The following is a 20,522-nucleotide window of genomic DNA, read 5'->3' as shown; positions in this document are numbered from 1 at the left end:
CCCGGCGGCCCTAAGCGGACTTCTCCAAGATGTGTACACCACATGTCGAACCAAGGCCGATGACATGGGCCAGGCCCACAACGGCATTCGGGATCTGCCGCGGGCCTGCTTCGCCACGCAGATGGTGGCAGATCTCCCAGACGTTCGCGATTCCCGTCGCGGCGATGGGGTGGCCTTTCGACTCGAGCCCGCCCGAAACGTTGACCGGCGTGCTGCCGTCTCTGCCTGGCGCTCCGGACTCGAAAAAGTCGACGGCGCCACCCTCGGGGCAGAGCATCAGGTTGTCGTAGTGGACCAACTCCGCGGTGGCGAAGCAGTCGTGAAGCTCGACGAGATCCAGATCTTCCGGACTTACACCTGCCTGTTCGTATGCCTGCACCGCGGCGTTCCGGGTCAGCGTGTTGATGTTGGGCAGTACCTGACAGCCCTCTTCCCAGGGGTCGGTCGTCAGGACCGACGCCGATACCTTCACTGCCCGCTTCTGCTGTTCAGACGACATCGATTTAAGCCGTTCCCCGGTGACCAGGACGGCCGCCGCCGCACCGTCGCAGTTCGCCGAGCACATGGCGCGGGTATTCGGATAGGCCATCATCGGCTCGCCCATGATCTGCTCAACGGTCATCGACTTCGTATACGCGGCAAGCGGATTGAGCGTGGAGTGGTCGTGGTTCTTCGCAGAGATCCGGGCGAACAATTCGAAGCTCACTCCCCCGTACCGGTGGCCGTATTCCAGTCCCACCTGAGCGAAAACGCCTGGCATTGCCGCGGTGCCGATTCGGCCATCGAGGGGTGCCACGGCACCGAACCGACCCTTGGGGACCCAACGGTCCTCACTCGGAGCCTCGGCGAGGCCGAGCATGCCTGCCCCAGAGAGTTTCTCGGCACCGACGGCCAGACCGATCTCGCACTCCCCGGCCTTCAACGCCATCATCACCGTACGCAGCGCGGTGGCGCCGGTCGCGCAGGCATTCGCCACATTGAATACCGGTATCCCGGTCTGCCCTACCTGCTTCTGCACGTCCTGGCCAAGTCCGGTGCCCATGCCCGACAGGTTCCCGGCCGCAATCACGCCGATGTCACGGATGGATACACCCCCGTCGGACAACGCGCCCAACGTCGCTTCGGAAGCCAAGTCAAGCACGTCAAGCGTGGGGTGTTTTCCGAACTTCGTCATCCTGATACCGAGAATGTAGATGTCGTCGGAAGCCATTCGATACCTCTTATTTCAGCTCTTAAGGGGACAGCAGTATGTGATTACGCCGCATCGACAGGCTCGAAGCCGAAGCCGATCGCCTCGACGCCCTCTCCGTCCTTCCCGATCGAATACGTCGCTAACCGGAGCTTCATCCCGGTCTTGACGTGGTCGGGGTGGGGGTCGACGTTGATCACGTTCCCCCGCACGCTGGTGCCATCACAGTCGATGACGCCGGCAACGAACGGAACGGGAACCCCTGGCATAGCGAAGTTGACAATCGTGAATGTCCTTAGTATGCCGGTCTGCGACACCCTTGCACTCTCGAATGTCGTTCCGCCGCAACCGGCACAAGCGTTGCGATGATCAAAGAACTGTGCACCACACGACGTGCATTTGTGCGTCACCAAGTGCGGATCGTCACCAAGCACCAAATAGTCCACCAGCGGCACAAGTGCGGTCATGCGGCGCCTACTTCCCCCCGGCCATGCCGTGGCCGCATATTCATCGATCCGTTATGCATGTTCGAGCGTCCCGGTAACGGCGGAGCTCTTCAGTGCTACTCCCGCCAGTCCGGCGGCCTCGAAGAGATCGGCGATCTCCTTGCGCCCCGCTTCGCCGAGCAGCGCCTGGGGCGGACGCGAGTACGGGTAGTCGCCTACAGGCAGGCCAATCGTGCTCGCCGCAACCTTCACCACCTCACCCCAATGCGTGAGATAGCCTGGCCTGCCCGGGTACTCGCCGAACTTCGGCGACAACGGCATTCCGCCAACATTGGCGCCGCGGTGGGCGCGCGCCTCGTCCAGCTTGCCGTCCCAGATCAGTTGCCAGTACGCGCTGAACCACTTGTTGTCCGCGCTCTCGTAGAGCCACGCGATGTTCCCGAGTTGTCCGGAACAAACGATGCCTTGTTGCAACCAGCCCGCCTCGTAGACCAACGTGTCGCACTCCCAGATGGCGATGTCTGGAGCGAGCGCGTGCAGCACCGTGGTGTTCACCGTGCTGTCCATTACGCCTTCCTTGACGGCCACTACCGCGGGGACCGCGTGATGGACAGCCGCCATCTCCTCGCCCGTCATGACGTATCCCGACGAATTGCTGTTGAACATCCCCAACGCGATGTCCGTCCGGTCGGCGACATATTGGAAGAATCGCTTTACCCCCTCGCCGCCGTGCACCTCCATCGTCGGCGTTTGGATGAAGGCGATGTCGGCGCCGTTCTCCTGAGCGTGCAGCGTCAAGTCGACCACGTCCTTGGCGCACTCGGCAGTCGTGCAGGCCTGGATCACCACTGCCGGATTGATCGCGCGCGCCTCCGCCACGGCGACCTCGAGGAGTCGTTTGCGCTCGTCGAGTGTCAACGCCCACCATTCGGCGCATCCGCTGGTCAGCCAGAGCATGTTGTGACCGAGGTCGCCGATGCAGTAGCGAACGAGTGTGCGGTAGGAATTCCAATCGATCTCGTCGCCGTCTTTACCGCAGAATGGTGTGAAGAGCGAGTCTCCGATTCCGTGTAAGCCGCCGTCCTTCACCCACTGTTGCGCATCGCGTGCCGCGACCATGATGTACCTCCTCTGATCCCAGAGCTCTATTGGGCAACTGCTTGCCGTCGACGTTTCAGACGAGAGGTGTGACTTCCGCGGGGTCGAACTTGAAGACCTCGAGAGCGTTCTCGCGGAACACCTTTCGGGCGATCGCCGGGTCCGGAATCAGCTTGGCCTGCTCGGCGACGATCTCGCGCGAGTGGGGATACGTCCCTTCTTCGTGGGGATAATCGTTGCCGAACATCAGCATTGACGGGCCGGTATGCGCGATGTTGCCGATTCCCACGGTGTCTCTCGCGAACGTGGAGTGCACCTGACGCTTTGCGTAGTAGCTGGGCGGGTGCTCCAGGTCGGGATAGACCGACGGCTGGCCCTTCTGGCCGCCGTAGGACACGAACTCGTCGTAGCGGCGAAAGGCGATGTCGGAGTTGTCCATGGCCTCGTTCGCCCACGCCATCCACCCGACGTTGTACTCCACGAGCACCACGTGGATCCCCGGATGGTCGGCGAGCACTCCGGAGGTTGCAAGCAGGGTGGCGACCTGGGGAGCCATCGACTGGATATAGAGGTTGTTGGCGACCGTGGCGCCGGGACCGCGGAAGGCCCTCATGGGGTGCCCGGTGCCCTGGTGCATGGCCACCGGAAGGCCGGTCCGCTCGATCGCGTCCCACATCGGACCCCATTGCCGGTGATTCCACATCGGGTTCGCCAGCGCCGGAAGCATAATGGCGCCCAGACCGATCTCGGCGATGCGCTCGACCTCCGCGACCGCCATCTCGGGGGTCCAGGTTGGCACGATGCCGGCACAGCAGAACCGGGGCGAGTGCCGGTGCAATTGATCGTAGATGTAGTCGTTGTAGATGCGGCAACTGGCCTGACCGCCTTCGGGGCTCTCCAGCATCCAGACCTGAAGGGCGATGGTCGGGAAGATGCACTCGCCGGCGACGCCGTCTTCACGCATGACCTCAAGTCGCTTCTCGGGCTTGAGGACCGCCAGCCGGTCCTCTTCGGCCTGCATGTCCTTCTGGAACGCGTGCTGGCCGTCCATGATGAGACTCCAGCCACCGTCACCCGAGGACGCGAGCCCTCGCATGGCCTGATCCTTCAGCGACGCAGGCAGATTCGACGACCAAAGGTCGCGCGGTTCGTTGACGTGCGAATCCGCCGAGATGAATCCGATCGAGGCAATCGAGTCGTCGGTATGCGGCGCCTGGGGCGCCACGACGTTCGTCATGTTTGTTCCTCTCAGAAGTCGGTCGCGGTCACCAGACGCCGATGCCGGCGGCCTCGTTTTGCTTCTTCCACTCGGCACGCGGCATCCGGCTCACGTCGACGTCGGTGGCCCTGGCGCGAAGCGCGCCGACGGTGGCCTCCTCGCGCGGGGTGTACTTGAACGGATCCCAGTCGAAGAACCGGCACGCGTTCTCGAAAGTGATCTTGTTGATCTCGTCTGGCGTGCAGCCGGCGTCCATGAATTCACCCCAGGCCAGCTCGGGTGAATAGGGCCAGGTGGTGTCGGTGTGCGGGTAGTCGCACTCCCAGGCGATGTTGTCGATACCGATCCGATCGCGGAGCTTGAGACCGGCAGGATCGGTGATGTAGCAAGCCAGGATGTGCTCGCGAAAGATCTCGGACGGCTTCTTGCCGTTGAAGTCGTTGCCATGGTCGAGCCAGGATTGGTTATCGACGTGGCGATCGATCCGATCCATGTAGAACGGAATCCACCCGATTCCGCCCTCGGACAGCGCAACCTTCAGGTCGGGGAAGTTTCGCAATGTGGGACCGAAGAGCAGATCTTGCGCCGTGATTGCGCTGATTTGGCAGGCGAGCACCATCATGTGGTCGACCGGCGCTTCCTTAGGACTCTGAATGACGTCATAGCCGGCACCGATGTGCAGGCAGAGCACCATGTTTTCGTCGCACAGCGCCTTGAGCATCGGATCCCAGTAGCCGGACAGAAAGCTCGGGTACCCCTTGGTATGCGGGGTCTCCAGGAAGGACATCGCTTTGTGGCCCTTCTTGCCCATCCGGTGCACCTCTGCGGCCGCCAGCTCGACGTCCCACATGGGCACGACGCCCTGTGGGATGAATCGTCCCGGGTACTCAGCGCACCATTCGTCGACGACCCAATCGTTGTATGCCTGCAGCATGATGTACGCCAACGGCTTGTCGGGCGCTTCGGCGAACGTCCGCGCGTTGAAACCCGCCATCGTCGGAAAGTTGAGCGACGCCAGCATGCCGTTGGCGTCCATGTCGCGCACCCGCGCATGCACATCGAAACAGCCCGGCCGCAGTTCCGACAGACTGCCCGCGTTGAAGCCCCACTCGTTCTTGGGCCAACCGACGGTCGCGCCCAGCCCTAACAGCGTTGAGGCCTTGTCGCCCTGGAACACCCACTCGTCGATGCCGTGCTCGTTGCGGACAAGCTTGGGCGCCTGGTCCCTGTACTTCTCGGGCACGTGCTTGTCGTACATGTCGGGCGGTTCGATGTAGTGGTCGTCGATGCTGACCATGATCATGTCGTTCAATTCCATGGGAAGCTCCTGTCGGGTGTGGCATTAGAAAGCCGAGATGGCTCAAAGGTGTTTGGTCGCCGTCCGCTCCCGGGCCGCCTGCGCAGTCGGACGTTGGGAGCGGCACTCAAAGTCGGCAAGCCGCCTGCGACCGCGCCACCATGGGTTCGCGCGCCAAAAGTCACTCCACAACCCCATCCCGGCCCGCATGTCGAGCGGAAACCAAACGACCGCCTCTTTTTTATACCAATTCGGGAAGTCTGTCGAGTATCGGCGGAAGGCCTAGCTCAGCCGACCCTATGTCCATGGCGCCGGCCCTCTGCCTGCGCCAACGCCCCCGGGTCAAGATTCGACCTGCTCCGTCGGCTTTAAGGGCGTCCCCGTGCATCGCGCCGTCACCGGGCAACCGACCTCAATCCTCCCAAATTCCCACGACATTGACTTTTTTAGTCGCCTATTATAATCTCCATCAACCCACCTTCGGCTTTTACCCGCAAGAGCGCGCGTCCACCGGCGAGAAGGAATGGTTCGTGGGAGGGTGCTGTGGCGCGGCGTTACACATCCAACGCCAGACGGCGGCACCGAACTGAACAGACACGAGGGGAGTGCACGTGGTCGCAGCAGTTGACGAGATTTACTGGGATCCGTACGACGCCGAGCTCGACAAAAACCCGCATGCCGTGTGGCGGCGATTGCGCGATGAATTCCCCGTGTACCGCAACGACAAGCACGATTTCTGGGCACTGAGCCGCTTCGCCGACGTGCAGGCCGCCTCCTGCAACACCAAGACGTTCTCGTCCTCTCATGGCACGGTGCTCGAGTACATGGGTAACGACTTCGGTGAGTTGGAAGTACTCATCTTCATGGACCCGCCTTCGCACACTGCGCTGCGAGCGCTGATCTCCCGAGCGTTTACTCCAAAGCGGACCTCAGAGATGGAGGACCGAATCCGCGCCCTCTGCGGCAGACTGCTCGACCCCCACCTCGGAAGTGCCGGCTTCGACTACGTCACCGACTTCGCCCAGCAACTGCCCTCGATGGTCATCTCGTCCATGCTCGGCGTGCCGGAGTCCGATAGCGAAGAGGTCCGGCTCAAGATCGACGAGATCTTCCACATCGACCCGCAGGCCGGGATGATCAACGAGATCTCCATCAATGCGCGCATGTGGGTGATGGGCTACATCCTCGACGCGCTCAAGGAGCGACGCAACAATCCCAAAGACGACCTGTTTACCGCCCTGACCCAGACCGAGCTGACCGATGAACAGGGTGTCACCCGAAAGCTGACAGACAACGAGGCCGCCGACTTCGGAGGTCTGCTCGTCACCGCAGGCACCGAAACCGTTGCACGACTTCTGGGTTGGGCTGCAGTCACATTCCCCAAGCACCGCGACCAGCTCCGCTTGATGGTCGAGGACCACAGCCGCATCCCGGGAGCCGTCGAGGAGCTGCTGCGCTATGAGGCGCCGTCACCTGTACAAGGCCGGTGGACGCTCGACGAGGTGGAAATGCACGGGACGGTGATTCCCGCGGAGTCCAAGGTACTATTATTGACCGGGTCGGCCGGTCGCGACGAGCGCCAGTATCCGAACGCAGATAAATTCGACATCACCCGAGAACCCAAGCAGCACGTCGCCTTTGGGATCGGAGCCCACTACTGCCTTGGGGCCGCACTGGCCAGACTCGAGGGTCGAATTGCGCTGCAGGAAACGGTGCGCCGCTTCCCTGAATGGGACGCCGACATGTCCGCTGCGGTACAGGTGCACACAAGCACCGTCCGCGGCTGGAGTTCTGTACCGATCACCTTATGAGACATGCCAATTTCCCGTTCTCACGATAAGCCGGGTTACCGGCTTTTGAAACCACGCTCATGGTGAAGGGTAGGGTGAGGCAGCTGTGAAAGTCGTTGTGGATTGGGAAATCTGCGAAAGTAACGCCATGTGCGCGACCGAGGCGCCAGAAGTGTTCGAAATGCAACCCGACGATACTCTGAAAGTCCTGCAAGAGCAGCCTGACGAGGCACTGCGCAAGAAGGTGCAAGCAGCAGCTCACGCCTGTCCTAAGCAGGCTATTCAAATCCGCGATTGAGTCAGGTCTCAAGGGGCACAAGGGGTTCGAAACGGCCCGTGAGCGACGCGAGGGTTTGGCGCAGACCCACGCAGTCAGTCGCTGGCGGGCAGCGGTTTGGCTTCCTTGATGACCAAGGGGATGGTTCCGATCGACAGCGAACCGTTGCCCGCCTTGGTGACGAGCACCTCGGCGCCGGTGTCATCGATGTAGCGCTTGCCCATGAGCGTGCCTGCCGAGAACTCGGGGTCGAAAGTCACGCCCGCGGCGGCCTCGGTGCCAACGGGGACCATCGGTACACCGCCGGCTCGAAGGTCATCGAGACTGTCGGCGCTACGCACCACGATCACCTGGGTGTCGCATACCTGACTCTGTAGACGCGTTCCGTTCTTGATCATGCAGGCTCCTTACTGAAATTCAGCTCGCTGACGAGATCGCGCCGTAGCACCTTGCCGGTCGCATTGGTGGGCAGTTCGTCGCGGAAGACGACCTTGTCCGGGGTCCGTGACCCGCGAAGCTGCTGGCGAACGTAGGAGCGCAGGTCCTCCACGTCGGGTGTGGCACCTGAGGTGGGCACCACGACGGCGACGATGATCTGACCCCACTCGGAATCGTCGGCGCCCACCACCGCGCAGTCGCGCACGCGTGGATGCTCGACGAGGATCTCCTCGATTTCGGCCGGGGCAATGTTCTCGCCGCCTCGAATGATCGTGTCATCCGAACGCCCCCCGATGAATAGGTAGCCCTCCTCGTCGAGGTAGGCCACGTCCCTGGTCGGAAACCAGCCGTATTCGTCGAGTACGGAACCGACGCCTGTGTAGCGGCCCGACACCTGCTCGCCCCTGACGAAGAGCTCACCCACCTCACCGGCGCCGAGCACCGTGCCGTCCTCACCGCGGATCTGCACCTCGACACTTGGCACCGGTTGACCTACCGAACCGAGCCGACGCACGGCTGCCGGATCATCGGATGCAAGCGCTACCCGATGGTCGTCGGGTGTGAGAACAGCGATCGTGGAGCTGGTTTCGGTGAGCCCGTAGGCGTTGACGAATCCAACCTCGGGTAGCAACGAAAGTGCCTTGCGCACCAGCGGCGCGGCAACCTTTGAACCGCCGTAGGCCAGGGTCCGTAAAGTGGGCAACGTCGGCCCCTTTCCGGCAGACTCTTCGAGCACGGCGACGATCCGATCGAGCATCGTTGGCACCACCGTCGCTGACGTAACCCCTTCCTCGCCCACGAGCCTGACCCAGGCATGTGCATCGAAGTTGGTCAGATAAACCATCTTCCGGCCCGCGTAGAGGTTCGACAGTGCAGCTGAGACGCCGGCGATGTGGTACGGCGGCACGCAGATCAGCGCCGCGTCATCGCGATCGGCTGAGCCAAACTCCACCGCGCCGGTGATGTAGCTGGTCAGATTATTGTGGGTCAGCTCAACTGCTTTCGGGGCTGATGTTGTGCCCGACGTGAACAGCACGACCGCAACCGCTTCCGGATCGGCGAACTCAGCAGAGGGTTCGGCGCTGCGTGCAGCGTGCAGGAACTCGGCCGATGACAGCACCTGCTTGCCGGCTGCGCCGATCATGTCTCGGTACTCGTCGTCGACTATCACCAGTGGTTCGGCGAGCCGACCGATGAGGGTACGCAGACCATCGGCGGAAAGTCGGTAGTTCAGTGGGGTTATCGGCATCGCAGCCCGCGCCGAGGCGAACAAGAGCAGCGGCAGCATCGCCCCGCCGGCGCCGAGATAAGCGACATGCTCGGCGCCTGAGGACGCGATGGCACCTGCTCCACCGTCGGCCAAATCGCTCAACTCCGCCACCGTCAGCCGAAAGCCATCGGACACCACAGCCGTCCGGTCCGGATCCGCCGACGACGCCATCTCCAACAACAGCGAAATGCTCATAGTCGCACCGGACCAGCACTGGGAACGTCAGTGCCGGCTCGGCAGCCGTCACTGGCCTGACAATGAACGACGGTACCGCCGTAGGGTCTCAGAACCATTGTGGATTCCCGCTTATCATGTCGGCGCAGTGCTCGGCTACTCGGCCCTGGGACGCGGCACGATATGGACTGTCTCGATTCGGACCGACGGCGTGCGTCGAGCGTTTGCGATCAGCGACAGCAAAGTGTTGGCGACGTCAACGACGTCGCATACCGACTCGGATGTGATTCCCTGCTGTGCCCACGTGTTATTGAGGTCGGCAAGCAGATCCTGGTCGGCTCCTCGCAAAATTTCGGTCCCATTCGTAGGGCCGAGGTTCACCCGGACCACGTTCACCGAAGGGTGCTCTACCCCCCATGAACGCCAAATCTCATCGAGAGCAGCCTTACTCGCGTTATATGCTGCAACCCCTACCCGCGGACGTCCAGTCTCGTGGCTAGAGGTGACTAGGGCGACGGCGCCACGGGCGAAGTAGGGCGCGGCCGCTCGCATCACGTGAGATGCGCCGACGGCATTGACAGCGAATGCGTGCATCCAGGTGGTGGAGTCCGTCTCCTCAATACGGGCGAACGGAACAACAGCACTGGTATATACGAGGGCATCGAGCCCGCCGAGGCGGGTATCGACGGCCCTGAGCACTTCTTCAACCGCTGCAGGGTCGGACACATCGAGCTCGTGCGCCGATCCACCAAGAGCCTTGGACAGCCGTTTCAACCGGTCGAAGCGGCGAGCGGCCACACACACGCGGGCCCCTCGGGCATGCGCCGCGACCGCCACCGCCTCACCGATTCCGGAGGACGCGCCAACGACCAGTGTGCGGACCCCTTCCAGGTCCTGACCCCAGTTCGGCACCTACTCGCTCCTCCGTTGCAAACCGACGTCGGGCGACATCGCGGATACGTGCTCCGTTCAGGCCGGAGATCAGCTCTGAGCGCTCATTGCTATTTTCCTAATTCAGATAAATAAGTCAAGCAAACGCCTACAACCGCTTGAGACCTTGCCCTCCAGATACCGCGCGAATGTCGTCGATAACGTTCTGTCCGTGGCATTGTCTCAGCTCCGGCCGAGCCGCTTCAGCGTCCTGAACGTAATCGAAAAGCCCGCGCCGACTTGCTACGAGCGCACCTATTTCCTGCGACAACGGCATTGGCTTGGAATGTATCGCAAGCGAAACGGCACAAAGTCTATGATGTTTAGATATTTACAGCCTGCAGGGGCCGTTCTAGGCTTGACCACCATGCCCATCCGATCGCAGTTGCGATTCCTCAAAATGTACGGGCCCAGCCTTGCCATGGGCTTCCTCGACGACATGGCTAACGGCGTCGTGCGTGCGGCTCGCAGGCGGCCGATTCCCAGCGGCGTCGAAATCACAGACTTCGATCCGCTCGATCCGGCGACGACGGCGGACCCCTATCCCCACTACCGTGAGCTCCTGTCACGCGGGCCCGTTCTATTCAACCCGCGCAGAGGCATCTACATTCTGAGTCGCTACGAGCACGTACGCGCTGGTGCCCGAGCCTCTCATGTGTTGTCGAGCGCTGACGGTATTTCTTACAACCGCATGCGCTCGCCGTCGCTGCTGACGGTGGATCCTCCCCGACACACCGCAATGCGCAAGCAAGCCCAGCCCGCCTTTACCCGTGGCGCGTTGGAGTCGTGGCAAGCCATGGTCGAACAACTCGCAGTCGACCACACCGCCCCGCTGTTCGCGAATCGTCAAGTGGACGTTGTACATACGCTCGCCGAGCCATTGCCTACGGCTGTGATTGCGCACATCCTCGGCATCGCCGACGACGATTTGGCGGCCTTCAAGGATTGGTCCAACGAAACTGTACGCCTGGCCAACGCGAACATGTCGCTCTCGGGCGTGAAGCAGGGGATCGCCGGTATGAGGGCGATCGGCCATTTCCACCATTACTTCACCAACAAGCTGAGCCAAGGACAACTGCTCGACGAGCACACCGTGCTGGGTCGACTGGTGGCCAACGCGCACAGCGGCAAACTCACCAACGACGAGCTGTTCTTTTTCGCCTTCCTCCTGCTGCTGGCCGGCAACGAAACCACGACGAACATGCTCGGCACACTCTTTCTGACGTTGTCCGACAACCCCGACCAGCTCCAGCTTCTTCAAGATCGCCCAGATCTGATCCCCAGCGCCATCGAAGAGCAGCTGCGGTACTACGCGCCGATTCAAGGTCTGTACCGTACGGCGCGCGCCGACTATGTGGTCGAGAAGGCGACGATCCCCGCAGGATCACGGGTGTTGCTCCTCTGGGGCGCGGCGAATCGAGATCCACGTCATTTCGAAAACCCGGACGAGTTTCGGGTAGAACGCAACCCCACCGGCCACTTATCGTTCGGCTCGGGGGTTCACCTGTGCTTGGGCGCGCAGTTGGCGCGGCTGGAGGGCCACACCGTGCTGCGCGAGATCGTCAAGCATGTGGACCGCATCGAGATCGTGGGAGAGCCCGGCTGGCGTACCAATCCCACACTGCGGGGCCTGGCGAAACTCAATGTGCGGGTGACTCGCCGGGACGCTGCCGCCGACCCAGCCGATCTGGCGGACGCCCACTCGTGAAGGCCGCAACCTCTTAGCACGCGAAGTCGAGAGTGACCCCGCATGATCAATGAAGAGGCGACGGCGCCTCAACTGGTGCGATTCAACTGCTTTCTCTGCGCAGCGTGCTGCGGAATGTACGCAACAGTGGAGGGCGACCAGATCACCAAGGTCGTCGCCGATCGTGACCATCCAGCATCGCACGGCTACAGCTGCAAAAAGGGCCGGAACATCCCACGGGTGCACCATGCCGCGCACCGAATCGACCGGCCGCGCATCGGCGGTCTCGAGGTCGAATGGACCGAATTTTTCGACGATCTGGCGACCAAGCTGCATCGGCTGAAGGACGAGTATGGCCCCGACAGCATTGCGAAGTTCTCCGGTACGGGAACCTTCTCCGTCAACGAGCTGTTCGCGATGCACACCTTCTTTGGAATGGTCGGCACGAAGTCGCTCTACAGTTCACTGACACTCGATGTGGCACCGCTGATGCGGGCGGCTGAGTTGGTGACCGGCTTCACCCAAGCCGTGCCGGTTTGGGTCCCCGATGAGCCGGCCTCGACGTTGACGGTCGTCGTCGGGCAGAACCCGTCGGTGTCCGGCGGCTACGTCGGAACGCCGGCCACCAACTTCAACGACCGGGTCCGCGCGTTCCGCAAGCGCGGCGGCGAGGTGTGGGTCATCGATCCACGAGCCACGCGCACCGCCCGGATTGCAGATCGACACCTCGCGCCCCGGCCGGGGTCAGACGTGTTCATCTTCGCCTGGCTCGCACGCGAGCTCCTGCGGGATGGCTTCGACGCCGACGAGCTCGAAACAGCCTGCGATGCAGGCGATGTCGAGAATCTGCGCACCGTGCTTGCACCCTTTGATCTCCAGGTGGCGACGCACCGGACGGGACTCGAGGAACGGGACCTGCTCGATCTGCTCGCCGCTATCAAGCGGCACGGCAAAGTCTCGTTCCTGCCCGGCACCGGGATTTCCTTCTCTCCCGACGCGGTAGTGACGTACTGGCTGATCTGGGTAGTGAGCATCCTCACTGGCTCGCTGGACCGCCAGGGCGGAATGCGCTTCCTGCCCGGGAACAACGCGATGATGGACGGACCGCAATGGGAAGGGCATGCGCCCGAAGGCGGCTCGACGGGCCCGGGCCCAGCCAGTCGGCCGGAACTTGGCGAGATCTTCACTGAGCGACCGTCCGTCGCCATGGTCGACGAGATCGAGGCGGGAAACATTCGTGCGCTGATTGTCGTGGGAGCCGATCCAATCGGGGCCGCACCTGACGCAGCGCGGCTCCGTGCGGCCCTCGCCACCCTCGAGGTGCTCGTGGTGATCGACATCCTCGAGTGGGAGCTGACGGAGATCGCCACACACGTCGTCCCGTGCACTTGGCAAACCGAACGCCACGACATGCGCTTCCTCCCGCAGTACGGATTCGAACGAGCCTATGTGTCGACGGCGATCGTGGAACCGGGCGCGCAACGCCGGCACGTGTGGCAGGTCCTCTCCGCGGTGGGGTCCCGCATGGGTTTCGACATTTTGTCAGTGATCCCCGGAGTCGACGCCGAGACCGTGACGGACCGAGAGCTGATGTACGCCATTACCCGCCTGACTTGTGCAGACGCCGAGGCCGTCTTCGAGGCGGGTATCGATGGCCGCGACGTCGACTTTCGCTACGGGTGGTTTCACGAGAAGGCGCTGCCGGGCGGGAAGTGGAGGCTCGCGCCTCGCGTGCTGACCGAGCGCCTGCCCGGCCTCGTGTTGCGCAGCGACGTTGCCGGACCCCGCTTGGTCAACGGTCGCACGATCGAAAGTGTCAACAGCTCGCACTACGGGATAACGAATGGCGAAGGAGCTCCTCGCATCCGGATCAGTGCCGACGTGGCGCGGGAACGCGCGATAGAGACCGGAGATCGGGTGCGGGTGCACACGGGACGCGGCGAGGTGACGGGAGAGGTGCTCGTGGATCCGTCGATGGCCCGCGAGACCGTCTGGATCGCGCACGGATGGCACAGCCAGAACGTCAATCGATTGACAGATCCCGCGCCCGATCTGCTGACCGGCCAGCCCAGCGTCACCGCCGTGCCCGTCGAAGTGGAGCGCATCACCACCTGACTATCTCCCCCGTCGAGTCGACGGCGGCGACTTACTTAGGCGCGAAGCGCAGGCACTGGCTGTTGAGCATCAGGTGGTTGACGATGGCCGCAACCGACGTGGGGTACTCCTCGGTCTATTCAACTAAGCGTCAACAGATTCCGGCCGCAAAGCCTGGTTTCTCAGCGTGCTCTGGATCGCCTCGCGCTGTCGCAACCCGGACGACAGATTCAGATCGTCGAAGAGAATGGCACCACCCTCTTGTGAAAGTTGCTGCTGACGAAGACAACTCACGACCCCTCGACGGTCAACATGTTCTCCGACGGCAGTCCCGCGATTGCAAAATAACCGAGACTGTTCGTGCCAAAATGCAATTCGAAGCTATCTTCGGTGACCTGCTTTGGTGGAATGTGATCGGCGGTCGCCTAGTTGGGCGCGAACCGTTGTCCGGCGTCCAGACGCAGGCACTGAACCTTTGGAACCTGACCCTTGTCGGCCCACGGCGCCGGCATCGACAGTGTCTTTTAGCGGAAGACCACAGACACGCAGGCCGTCGAAGTGTCGGCTCGGGTCCTCGCGGTGCAGTGGTGATACCCGACGTGACCGCGCGATCGCGGTGTCCATCGCTCCAATCAAGCTGGACGTATTGATACAAAAGCCAACAGATTCAAGTCGCAAGGCCTGGTTGGCGGCATGCGGTTCAGCCAGGCAACCGTCGGTGGTCCCCGGCCAGAACAGCCCCGCCGGAAATGATACCGAACGCGCAAGCTCGACACTCGCTGCAACCGGCGGTCTCGGCAGTACCTTAGGCAGTTGTGACACCCGGCAATGCGACACCTTTTCCTCTATGTTCCTCTATGCGAATTTTCGAAGCGCACTAGACAAGTCTGGCTCACGCGTAAACCGGCGGGACAAACGTCTCGCGTCGCAGTGCAGCGGTGCCGGCAAAGAACCGTATCGGTGTTCACCAGCCCATAGACCCACAGAACGAGTGCGGGCGGAGGGACTCGAACCCTCACGCTCTTTCGAGCACCGGCACCTAAAGCCGGCATGTCTGCCAATTCCATCACGCCCGCGGCGTGGCGATCGTATCGCTTGCCAAAGTTCCAAGTTGCCGCGAGCTGACCCGATGAATTCGTCGGGCCCAAATCGTGAGCGGTACGGTCAAGGGGTGTCCACTACGCATCGTCGCAGGCCGGCGCTGATCGCGCTGGTGTTCGTCGCGGCGTGCGGATGCCTTGCCCTGGGCTGGTGGCAGTGGACCAGGTTCAATTCCGTCTCCGGCTCGTTCCAGAACCTTGGCTATGCGTTGCAATGGCCGCTGTTCGCTGGGTTCTGCGTGTACGCGTACCGCAAGTTCGTCCGCTATGAAGAGAAACCGCCACCGCCGCGAAGCACAACGGCGATGACGGAGATACCCGCCGGGTTGCTGCCCGAGCGAGCCAAGCCCGCGCCGCAGTCATCCGACGATCCCGCGCTGCGGGAGTACAACGCCTACCTGGCCGAGCTCGCCGCACAAGACGCCGAAAAGCAGAAGAGGACAGCCCAATGACGACACCGGACACGCCCGGATCATCAGTGCCTGCAGTCCCCGTCGACAAGATCCGCACCGCGTTGCTCGGCTACCGGATCATGGCGTGGACGACCGGTCTGTGGCTCATCGCGTTGTGCTACGAGATCGTCTCGCACCTCGTCTTTCACCACGAGATCCGATGGATCGAAGTCGTGCACGGCTGGGTCTACTTCATCTACGTTTTGACCGCGTTCAATCTGGCGGTCAAGGTGCGCTGGCCGCTCGGCAAGACGGTCGGTGTGCTGCTTTCCGGGACCATTCCGCTGCTCGGCATCATCGTCGAACACTTCCAAACCCGGGACGTCAAAGCGCGTTTCGGCTTATAGGTCACCACCGCCACACCGATCTCGCCGGGCGTGACAGCGCGAATGCCCACCTCTGAGCGACAACGGTGGGCAGAGACGAGTTTGTCGCTAGAAGGCGGGCAAAAGGTCAACCCCCTCCGCCGCGTCTGGTGGGGCGAAAGTCAACGACGCCCGGCCGGACCTCGCCAACTTAGCTAACCCCCGGATCGAGCCAGCTTTTCCAGCGCCGGCAACAACAGCCTCAGTGCGCGACCGCGATGCGAGACGGCGTCCTTCTCGCTCGGGCTCAGCTCCGCTGCCGTGCGGTCATGCCCTTGCGGAACGAAGACGGGGTCGTAACCAAAGCCACCGTCGCCGCGCGGTTCCCGCGCAATGCTGCCGGGCCACTCGCCGCGCACCACGACCTCCCCTGCGGCAGAGACGAGCGCACAGGCGGACACGAACGCCGCGCCGCGACGTCCCTCGGGCACGTCGCGCAATTGCGATAACAGCAACGCGGTGTTGCCCGCGTCGTCGCCGTGCGCGCCCGACCAGCGCGCCGACAGCACACCGGGCATGCCATTGAGCGCGGCGACCTCCAGCCCGGAGTCGTCGGCCATCGAAGCCAACCCGGTCGCGGCGAACGCGTCGCGGGCCTTGGCCAAGGCGTTGTCCTCGAAAACCGCGCCCGTCTCCGGCGCTTCCTCGAACGGCGCAACGTCATCGAGCGACACCAAGCTCAATCCGGTCAGACCGGCGGCATCGAGCACCCGGCGCAGCTCGGCCAGCTTCTTCGGGTTACGGCTGGCGACCAGCAGGCGGGTCATCATCTATTCCTAAACACGCGTCTGGGCCGTTGCCGATGCACCCCGGCCACGTTACGCACTGCGAGATATGAGTCGGCGGCGCGAATCGCATTAAGCAGCGCCGGTACGACGTACAGCGCGACACGCCGCAAGGAATAGACAGGGCGACGAAGTAGCTTCGTCCACAGTGAGCCAAAAACCCGATAACGAGACGCTCAAGGCGCTCAATAACAACATCACCGACGAGTTTCGCGCCAACGCCGGCAAGGTCGGTGGGCGATTCGAAGGCAACGAGCTGTTGCTACTCACTACGAAGGGCGCGAAGTCGGGCGAGCCGCGCGTCGCGCCGCTGGTGGTCTTCCGTATCGACGGCAAGTTGCTGATAGTCGCGGGTTACGGTGGCGCCGACGTCAACCCGGGGTGGGTGCACAACCTGCGGGCCAACCCGCGGGCCCGCGTAGAACTCGCCACCGACTCGTTTGACGTCGTCGCGCACGAGCTCGACTCGTCCGAACGTCAGGCGATCATCCCCAAGATCAACGCGACCGTACCCGCGTTCGCGTTCGCGAATTACCAGTCAAAAACCACACGCACCATCCCGATATTCGAGCTGCAAAGAACGAGTCGTGACCGACCGGAAGAGGCTCGTCTTGGCCGCGGTGTCGGCGGTGGGTAAACCGCGGGGCAGTTAGGCCAAGGTGCGGCTGGCGACCAGCAGCCGGGTCAGCTGCCGAACGCCTTCGGCGCCGGGGCTCCCTCGGGAAGGACGCCAGGATACGGAAGCTGGAGTGCTTCGCGCTGCGCGGCGAACAGCTTGTCGCACGCGACCAGCGCCACGTCGAGCAGTTTGTCCAGCGTCGACCGCGGGAACGTCGCTCCCTCACCGGTCCCCTGCACCTCCACGAGGGTGCCGGTGTCGGTCGCGACGACGTTCATGTCGACCTCGGCGCGGGAGTCCTCCTCATACGGCAGATCGACGCGGATCCGCCCGTCGACCACTCCGACGCTGACCGCCGCGATCGCACAGGACAGTGGGCGGGGATCAGACAGCTTGCCCAACGCCGCGAGATAGGTCACCGCGTCGGACAACGCCACGAACGCACCCGTGATGGCCGCGGTGCGGGTACCGCCGTCGGCCTGCAAGACGTCGCAGTCGACGGCGATGGTGTTCTCACCCAGTGCCGCCAGATCGATGCAGGCACGCAGCGACCGCCCGATCAGCCGACTGATCTCCTGGGTGCGTCCGGACAGGCGGCCCTTGACCGCTTCGCGGTCCGAGCGGGTGTGGGTCGCCGACGGCAACATCGCGTACTCCGCGGTCAGCCACCCAAGTCCCGATCCCTTGCGCCAGCGCGGCACCCCCTCGGTCACGCTCGCGGTACACATGACCTTGGTGTGACCGAATTCGATCAATACCGAACCGGCGGGGTGGTCAGTGAAACCGCGGGTGATGACTACGGGCCTAAGCTCATCGTCAAGGCGGCCGTCTTCTCGTCTCGTCACGCCGCCAACACTAGCGGGCAATGCAGCATCGCTGCGGTTAGCTCACACCCGCTCAGAGCGGCGGATATCGAATGTCTCCCCGCACACCACCGCGTGCACGGGACCATCGAACTCGGCCTTGGCCTCGCTGATCACGTCCTCACGCGAGGTCCACGGCGGGATGTGCGTCAGCAACAGTTCGTGAACGCCGGCCTCGGCCGCGGCCAACCCGGCCTCGGTGCCCGACAGATGCAGCGCGGGCGGACGCTCCGGCGAGTGCGTCCATGACGCCTCGCAGAGGAAGACATCGGCCCCGCGAGCCAGCTCGACGAGCTGATCGCAGGTACCGGTGTCGCCGCTGTAGACGAACGATGCCCCAGAGCGATCGGTGATCTTCAGGCCGTAGGACTCCGTCGGGTGAGCAACCACTCGCGGTGTCACCGTGAGCGCACCGATGTTCACCGGCTCACCGTCGACCCAATGACGGACGTCGAAAATGTCCGAACAGTCGTCGATCTCACCGCCGTACGGCGACGATGCCGCGCCCAGGCGCGACCAGGTGTCGCCGGGGCCGTAGAGCAACGCCTTACCCAGCGGACGCGTCGGGTGGTAGCGCCGCCACACGAAGAGCCCGGGCAGATCCAAGCAATGGTCGGCGTGCAGATGGGACAAGAGGACGTGCACGGAACCGGGATCGGCGTACCGTTGCAGCGCGCCGAGGACGCCACCTCCGAAGTCGATGACCAACGGCGGAGTATCCGGTGCCCGGAGCAGATAGCCCGACGCGGGCGAATCCGGACCGACTACGCTGCCCGAGCAGCCGAGCACGGTTATTCGCACGGACACTACTGTGCCATGCCCGATACGAGCGCGACGAAAACATCGCCGCATTGGTGTGACGAGAATCTCGTGCAGTCGTTAATCAATGCGCACCTGATGTACGGTCTGGACACCGGTGACCGCGGGCCCCAGGAATCGCGCCGCCAGCGCGGTGAATGCCTCGGGGTCGCCGGTGGCTTCGAAAACCCGGGTCGCGGGCGGTGCGTCGTGGGGGCGAAGCAGATCCCGTTCGGTGAGCACCCGAAGCACTTCCTTGGCGGTCTCCTCGGCGCTGGAAACCAGGCTCACGTTGTCACCCATCGCCAACTGAATGAGCCCAGACAGTAGTGGATAGTGCGTGCAGCCAAGCACGAGCGTGTCGACCTGCGCGCGCTGCAATGGCTCCAGATAGCCCTCGGCCAATCCGAGCACCTGGCGCCCGCTGGTCACGCCCCGCTCCACGAAGTCGACGAAACGCGGGCAGGCCACCGCGGTGATCTCGGTGTCGCGGGCGGCGGCGAACGCGTCCTGATAGGCGTGCGAGTTGACGGTCGCCTGGGTGCCGATGACGCCGATGCGCCCGTTGCGCGTGGTGGCGACCGCCCGGCGCACCGCGGGCAGGATCACCTCGACGACGGGCACGTCGTAGCGTTCGCGAGCGTCCCGCAGGCACGCCGCCGATGCGGTGTTGCAGGCGATGACCAAAGCCTTGACGCCGCGGCCGACGAGGTCGTCACCGATGGCCAGCGCGTGCGCGCGGACCTCGGGGATGGTCAGCGGACCGTAGGGACCGTGTCCGGTGTCGCCAACGTAGATGATGTCCTCGTCGGGCAGCTGGTCGATGATCGCCCGCGCGACGGTTAGTCCCCCGACACCGGAGTCGAAGATCCCGATGGGTGTTAATGCCGCGCTCATATCTTGGGCCGCGGCACCGGGCTGCCGGCCTTCCTCGTCCGGCCCTTACGCTCCGGTGCGGACAACATGTAGGCGGCCACTACGCCGGCGATCGCTCCGCACAGATGGCCCTGCCATGACACGCCTCCGCATCTGCCGAGCACCGGCATGGCTCCGAGCAGGACGCCGCCGTAGGCGAACATCACGATCAGCCCGATGATGATGTCGCGCATCCGGCGGACGAAGATGCCGAACACGAGCAAGAAGGCCAGCCAACCGAAGATCAGGCCGGAGGCGCCGATGTGGTCGGTGGGCCCGCAACTGCTGCCGATGTCGCCGATGAGCCAGGTGCCGAAGCCGCCCAGGATCCACACGATGGCGGTCGCCCAGACGAACCGGGACAGGCCGGCCAGCGTCATCAGAAATCCCAGGACCAGCAGCGGCACGGTGTTGGCCATCAGGTGTTGCCAGTTCTCGTGCAGCACCGGAGCGAAGATGACGCCCCACAGGCCGTCGGCTTCCAGTGGCCTGATGCCGTTGGCATCCAGCGAGTGCCGGGTCAGCTGGTCGATCAGTTCGATCAGGTACAGCAGCGCCACGAAAGTGAGGATCGTGGCGGCTCCCACGGTCGCGGTGGACCGCTTCCTGCTCGGGGCGGCGGGCGCCCCGGGACGTCCCCGCGAGGGGCCGCCCGCGCCGCTCCTCCTCATCGCTCCGCTCTACATCGTCGCGACGCGGTCTTACCCATGGCTGCC

The 20,522-nt window shown here is 63.4% G+C and carries 20 protein-coding genes and 1 tRNA gene; 7 read left to right on the top strand and 14 right to left on the bottom strand.

What is annotated here, in order from left to right; translation table 11 throughout:
• Window positions 1-10 precede the first annotated feature (10 nt).
• From A5686_RS23650 to A5686_RS23630, 5 genes are read right to left on the bottom strand one after another with little or no spacing between them, the layout of a single operon-like run.
• Window positions 11-1,210 carry a thiolase family protein gene (locus A5686_RS23650; protein WP_067939373.1) on the bottom strand — a complete coding sequence of 400 codons (1,200 nt, stop codon included), beginning with the start codon at window positions 1,208-1,210 and terminating at the stop codon, window positions 11-13.
• A 44-nt stretch (window positions 1,211-1,254) separates the two neighbouring features.
• Window positions 1,255-1,656 carry a Zn-ribbon domain-containing OB-fold protein gene (locus tag A5686_RS23645; protein WP_067939370.1) on the bottom strand — a complete coding sequence of 134 codons (402 nt, stop codon included), beginning with the start codon at window positions 1,654-1,656 and terminating at the stop codon, window positions 1,255-1,257.
• A gap of 51 nt (window positions 1,657-1,707) precedes the next feature.
• Entirely contained in the window at window positions 1,708-2,754 is a 1,047-nt protein-coding gene (locus A5686_RS23640) for a dihydrodipicolinate synthase family protein (protein ID WP_067939368.1), read from the bottom strand.
• Between the two features lie 55 nt (window positions 2,755-2,809).
• On the bottom strand, window positions 2,810-3,970 hold the full coding sequence (locus tag A5686_RS23635) for an amidohydrolase family protein (RefSeq protein WP_067939365.1): 1,161 nt from the start codon (window positions 3,968-3,970) through the stop codon (window positions 2,810-2,812).
• Between the two features lie 28 nt (window positions 3,971-3,998).
• On the bottom strand, window positions 3,999-5,270 hold the full coding sequence (locus A5686_RS23630) for an amidohydrolase family protein (RefSeq protein WP_067939362.1): 1,272 nt from the start codon (window positions 5,268-5,270) through the stop codon (window positions 3,999-4,001).
• A gap of 590 nt (window positions 5,271-5,860) precedes the next feature.
• On the opposite strand from A5686_RS23630, the gene A5686_RS23625 reads away from it, so the two are divergent.
• Complete coding sequence (locus A5686_RS23625) at window positions 5,861-7,060, top strand: cytochrome P450 (protein ID WP_156750210.1); 1,200 nt, start codon at window positions 5,861-5,863, stop codon at window positions 7,058-7,060.
• A gap of 85 nt (window positions 7,061-7,145) precedes the next feature.
• Window positions 7,146-7,337 carry a ferredoxin gene (locus tag A5686_RS23620; protein ID WP_067939359.1) on the top strand — a complete coding sequence of 64 codons (192 nt, stop codon included), beginning with the start codon at window positions 7,146-7,148 and terminating at the stop codon, window positions 7,335-7,337.
• A gap of 74 nt (window positions 7,338-7,411) precedes the next feature.
• On the opposite strand, the gene A5686_RS23615 is transcribed toward A5686_RS23620, so the two are convergent.
• The 3 genes from A5686_RS23615 to A5686_RS23605 all read right to left on the bottom strand — a co-directional run bounded on the left by A5686_RS23615 (window position 7,412) and on the right by A5686_RS23605 (window position 10,110).
• Window positions 7,412-7,714, bottom strand: a complete 303-nt coding sequence (locus tag A5686_RS23615; protein ID WP_067939356.1) for a hypothetical protein — start codon at window positions 7,712-7,714, stop codon at window positions 7,412-7,414.
• A complete protein-coding gene (locus tag A5686_RS23610) occupies window positions 7,711-9,219 on the bottom strand; it encodes a class I adenylate-forming enzyme family protein (RefSeq protein WP_067939354.1) in 1,509 nt (502 codons plus the stop codon). Before A5686_RS23610 ends, A5686_RS23615 begins: the two co-directional genes overlap by 4 nt.
• A gap of 135 nt (window positions 9,220-9,354) precedes the next feature.
• Window positions 9,355-10,110, bottom strand: coding sequence for an SDR family oxidoreductase (locus A5686_RS23605; protein WP_067939351.1), 756 nt, complete (start codon window positions 10,108-10,110; stop codon window positions 9,355-9,357).
• 190 nt (window positions 10,111-10,300) lie between these two features.
• Between A5686_RS23605 and A5686_RS23600 the strand changes: the two genes are divergently transcribed.
• Entirely contained in the window at window positions 10,301-11,836 is a 1,536-nt protein-coding gene (locus A5686_RS23600) for a cytochrome P450 (RefSeq protein WP_231986464.1), read from the top strand.
• Window positions 11,837-11,878: 42 nt separating this feature from the next.
• Window positions 11,879-13,930, top strand: a complete 2,052-nt coding sequence (locus tag A5686_RS23595) for a molybdopterin-dependent oxidoreductase (RefSeq protein ID WP_067939343.1) — start codon at window positions 11,879-11,881, stop codon at window positions 13,928-13,930.
• Between the two features lie 971 nt (window positions 13,931-14,901).
• Here A5686_RS23595 and A5686_RS23590 read toward each other — a convergent pair.
• Window positions 14,902-14,985, bottom strand: a tRNA-Leu gene (locus A5686_RS23590).
• A gap of 95 nt (window positions 14,986-15,080) precedes the next feature.
• Here A5686_RS23590 and A5686_RS23585 point away from each other — a divergent pair.
• Entirely contained in the window at window positions 15,081-15,461 is a 381-nt protein-coding gene (locus tag A5686_RS23585; RefSeq protein WP_067939340.1) for a hypothetical protein, read from the top strand.
• Complete coding sequence (locus A5686_RS23580) at window positions 15,458-15,808, top strand: DUF3817 domain-containing protein (protein WP_067939336.1); 351 nt, start codon at window positions 15,458-15,460, stop codon at window positions 15,806-15,808. Before A5686_RS23585 ends, A5686_RS23580 begins: the two co-directional genes overlap by 4 nt.
• A gap of 173 nt (window positions 15,809-15,981) precedes the next feature.
• Here A5686_RS23580 and rdgB read toward each other — a convergent pair whose 3' ends face one another.
• Window positions 15,982-16,596: an RdgB/HAM1 family non-canonical purine NTP pyrophosphatase gene (gene rdgB / locus A5686_RS23575; RefSeq protein WP_197520678.1), complete on the bottom strand. Its 615-nt coding sequence runs from the start codon at window positions 16,594-16,596 to the stop codon at window positions 15,982-15,984.
• A gap of 163 nt (window positions 16,597-16,759) precedes the next feature.
• On the opposite strand from rdgB, the gene A5686_RS23570 reads away from it, so the two are divergent.
• Complete coding sequence (locus tag A5686_RS23570; protein ID WP_067939332.1) at window positions 16,760-17,248, top strand: nitroreductase family deazaflavin-dependent oxidoreductase; 489 nt, start codon at window positions 16,760-16,762, stop codon at window positions 17,246-17,248.
• Window positions 17,249-17,295: 47 nt separating this feature from the next.
• Here the strand turns inward: A5686_RS23570 and rph are convergent, their stop codons facing one another.
• The 4 genes from rph to A5686_RS23550 all read right to left on the bottom strand — a co-directional run bounded on the left by rph (window position 17,296) and on the right by A5686_RS23550 (window position 20,477).
• Complete coding sequence (gene rph / locus A5686_RS23565; RefSeq protein WP_067939328.1) at window positions 17,296-18,075, bottom strand: ribonuclease PH; 780 nt, start codon at window positions 18,073-18,075, stop codon at window positions 17,296-17,298.
• A gap of 42 nt (window positions 18,076-18,117) precedes the next feature.
• The gene (locus A5686_RS23560; RefSeq protein WP_067939327.1) at window positions 18,118-18,900 is read right to left on the bottom strand and encodes a cyclic nucleotide-degrading phosphodiesterase; all 783 of its coding nucleotides are present in this window, start codon (window positions 18,898-18,900) and stop codon (window positions 18,118-18,120) included.
• Window positions 18,901-18,972: 72 nt separating this feature from the next.
• On the bottom strand, window positions 18,973-19,788 hold the full coding sequence (gene murI / locus A5686_RS23555; protein ID WP_067939324.1) for a glutamate racemase: 816 nt from the start codon (window positions 19,786-19,788) through the stop codon (window positions 18,973-18,975).
• Window positions 19,785-20,477 (bottom strand): rhomboid family intramembrane serine protease, encoded by a 693-nt coding sequence (locus tag A5686_RS23550; RefSeq protein WP_082947767.1) that lies wholly within the window; start codon window positions 20,475-20,477, stop codon window positions 19,785-19,787. The genes murI and A5686_RS23550 overlap by 4 nt, the downstream gene beginning before the upstream one ends.
• Window positions 20,478-20,522: the final 45 nt, after the last annotated feature.

Source organism: Mycobacterium sp. E2479, assembly GCF_001667925.1.
Taxonomy (GTDB): domain Bacteria; phylum Actinomycetota; class Actinomycetes; order Mycobacteriales; family Mycobacteriaceae; genus Mycobacterium.
The sequence above is the reverse complement of the archived record's forward strand: the minus strand, read 5'-3'. Positions and strand labels throughout refer to the sequence as shown.

Bases quoted from the DNA above. Each gene is read 5' to 3' on its own strand.
- A5686_RS23650 (WP_067939373.1), bottom strand. From the start codon at position 1,210: ATGGCTTCCGACGACATCTACATTCTCGGTATCAGGATGACGAAGTTC.
- A5686_RS23645 (WP_067939370.1), bottom strand. From the start codon at position 1,656: ATGACCGCACTTGTGCCGCTGGTGGACTATTTGGTGCTTGGTGACGAT.
- A5686_RS23640 (WP_067939368.1), bottom strand. From the start codon at position 2,754: ATGGTCGCGGCACGCGATGCGCAACAGTGGGTGAAGGACGGCGGCTTA.
- A5686_RS23635 (WP_067939365.1), bottom strand. From the start codon at position 3,970: ATGACGAACGTCGTGGCGCCCCAGGCGCCGCATACCGACGACTCGATT.
- A5686_RS23630 (WP_067939362.1), bottom strand. From the start codon at position 5,270: ATGGAATTGAACGACATGATCATGGTCAGCATCGACGACCACTACATC.
- A5686_RS23615 (WP_067939356.1), bottom strand. From the start codon at position 7,714: ATGATCAAGAACGGAACGCGTCTACAGAGTCAGGTATGCGACACCCAG.
- A5686_RS23610 (WP_067939354.1), bottom strand. From the start codon at position 9,219: ATGAGCATTTCGCTGTTGTTGGAGATGGCGTCGTCGGCGGATCCGGAC.
- A5686_RS23595 (WP_067939343.1), top strand. From the start codon at position 11,879: ATGATCAATGAAGAGGCGACGGCGCCTCAACTGGTGCGATTCAACTGC.
- A5686_RS23580 (WP_067939336.1), top strand. From the start codon at position 15,458: ATGACGACACCGGACACGCCCGGATCATCAGTGCCTGCAGTCCCCGTC.
- rdgB (WP_197520678.1), bottom strand. From the start codon at position 16,596: ATGATGACCCGCCTGCTGGTCGCCAGCCGTAACCCGAAGAAGCTGGCC.
- murI (WP_067939324.1), bottom strand. From the start codon at position 19,788: ATGAGCGCGGCATTAACACCCATCGGGATCTTCGACTCCGGTGTCGGG.
- A5686_RS23550 (WP_082947767.1), bottom strand. From the start codon at position 20,477: ATGAGGAGGAGCGGCGCGGGCGGCCCCTCGCGGGGACGTCCCGGGGCG.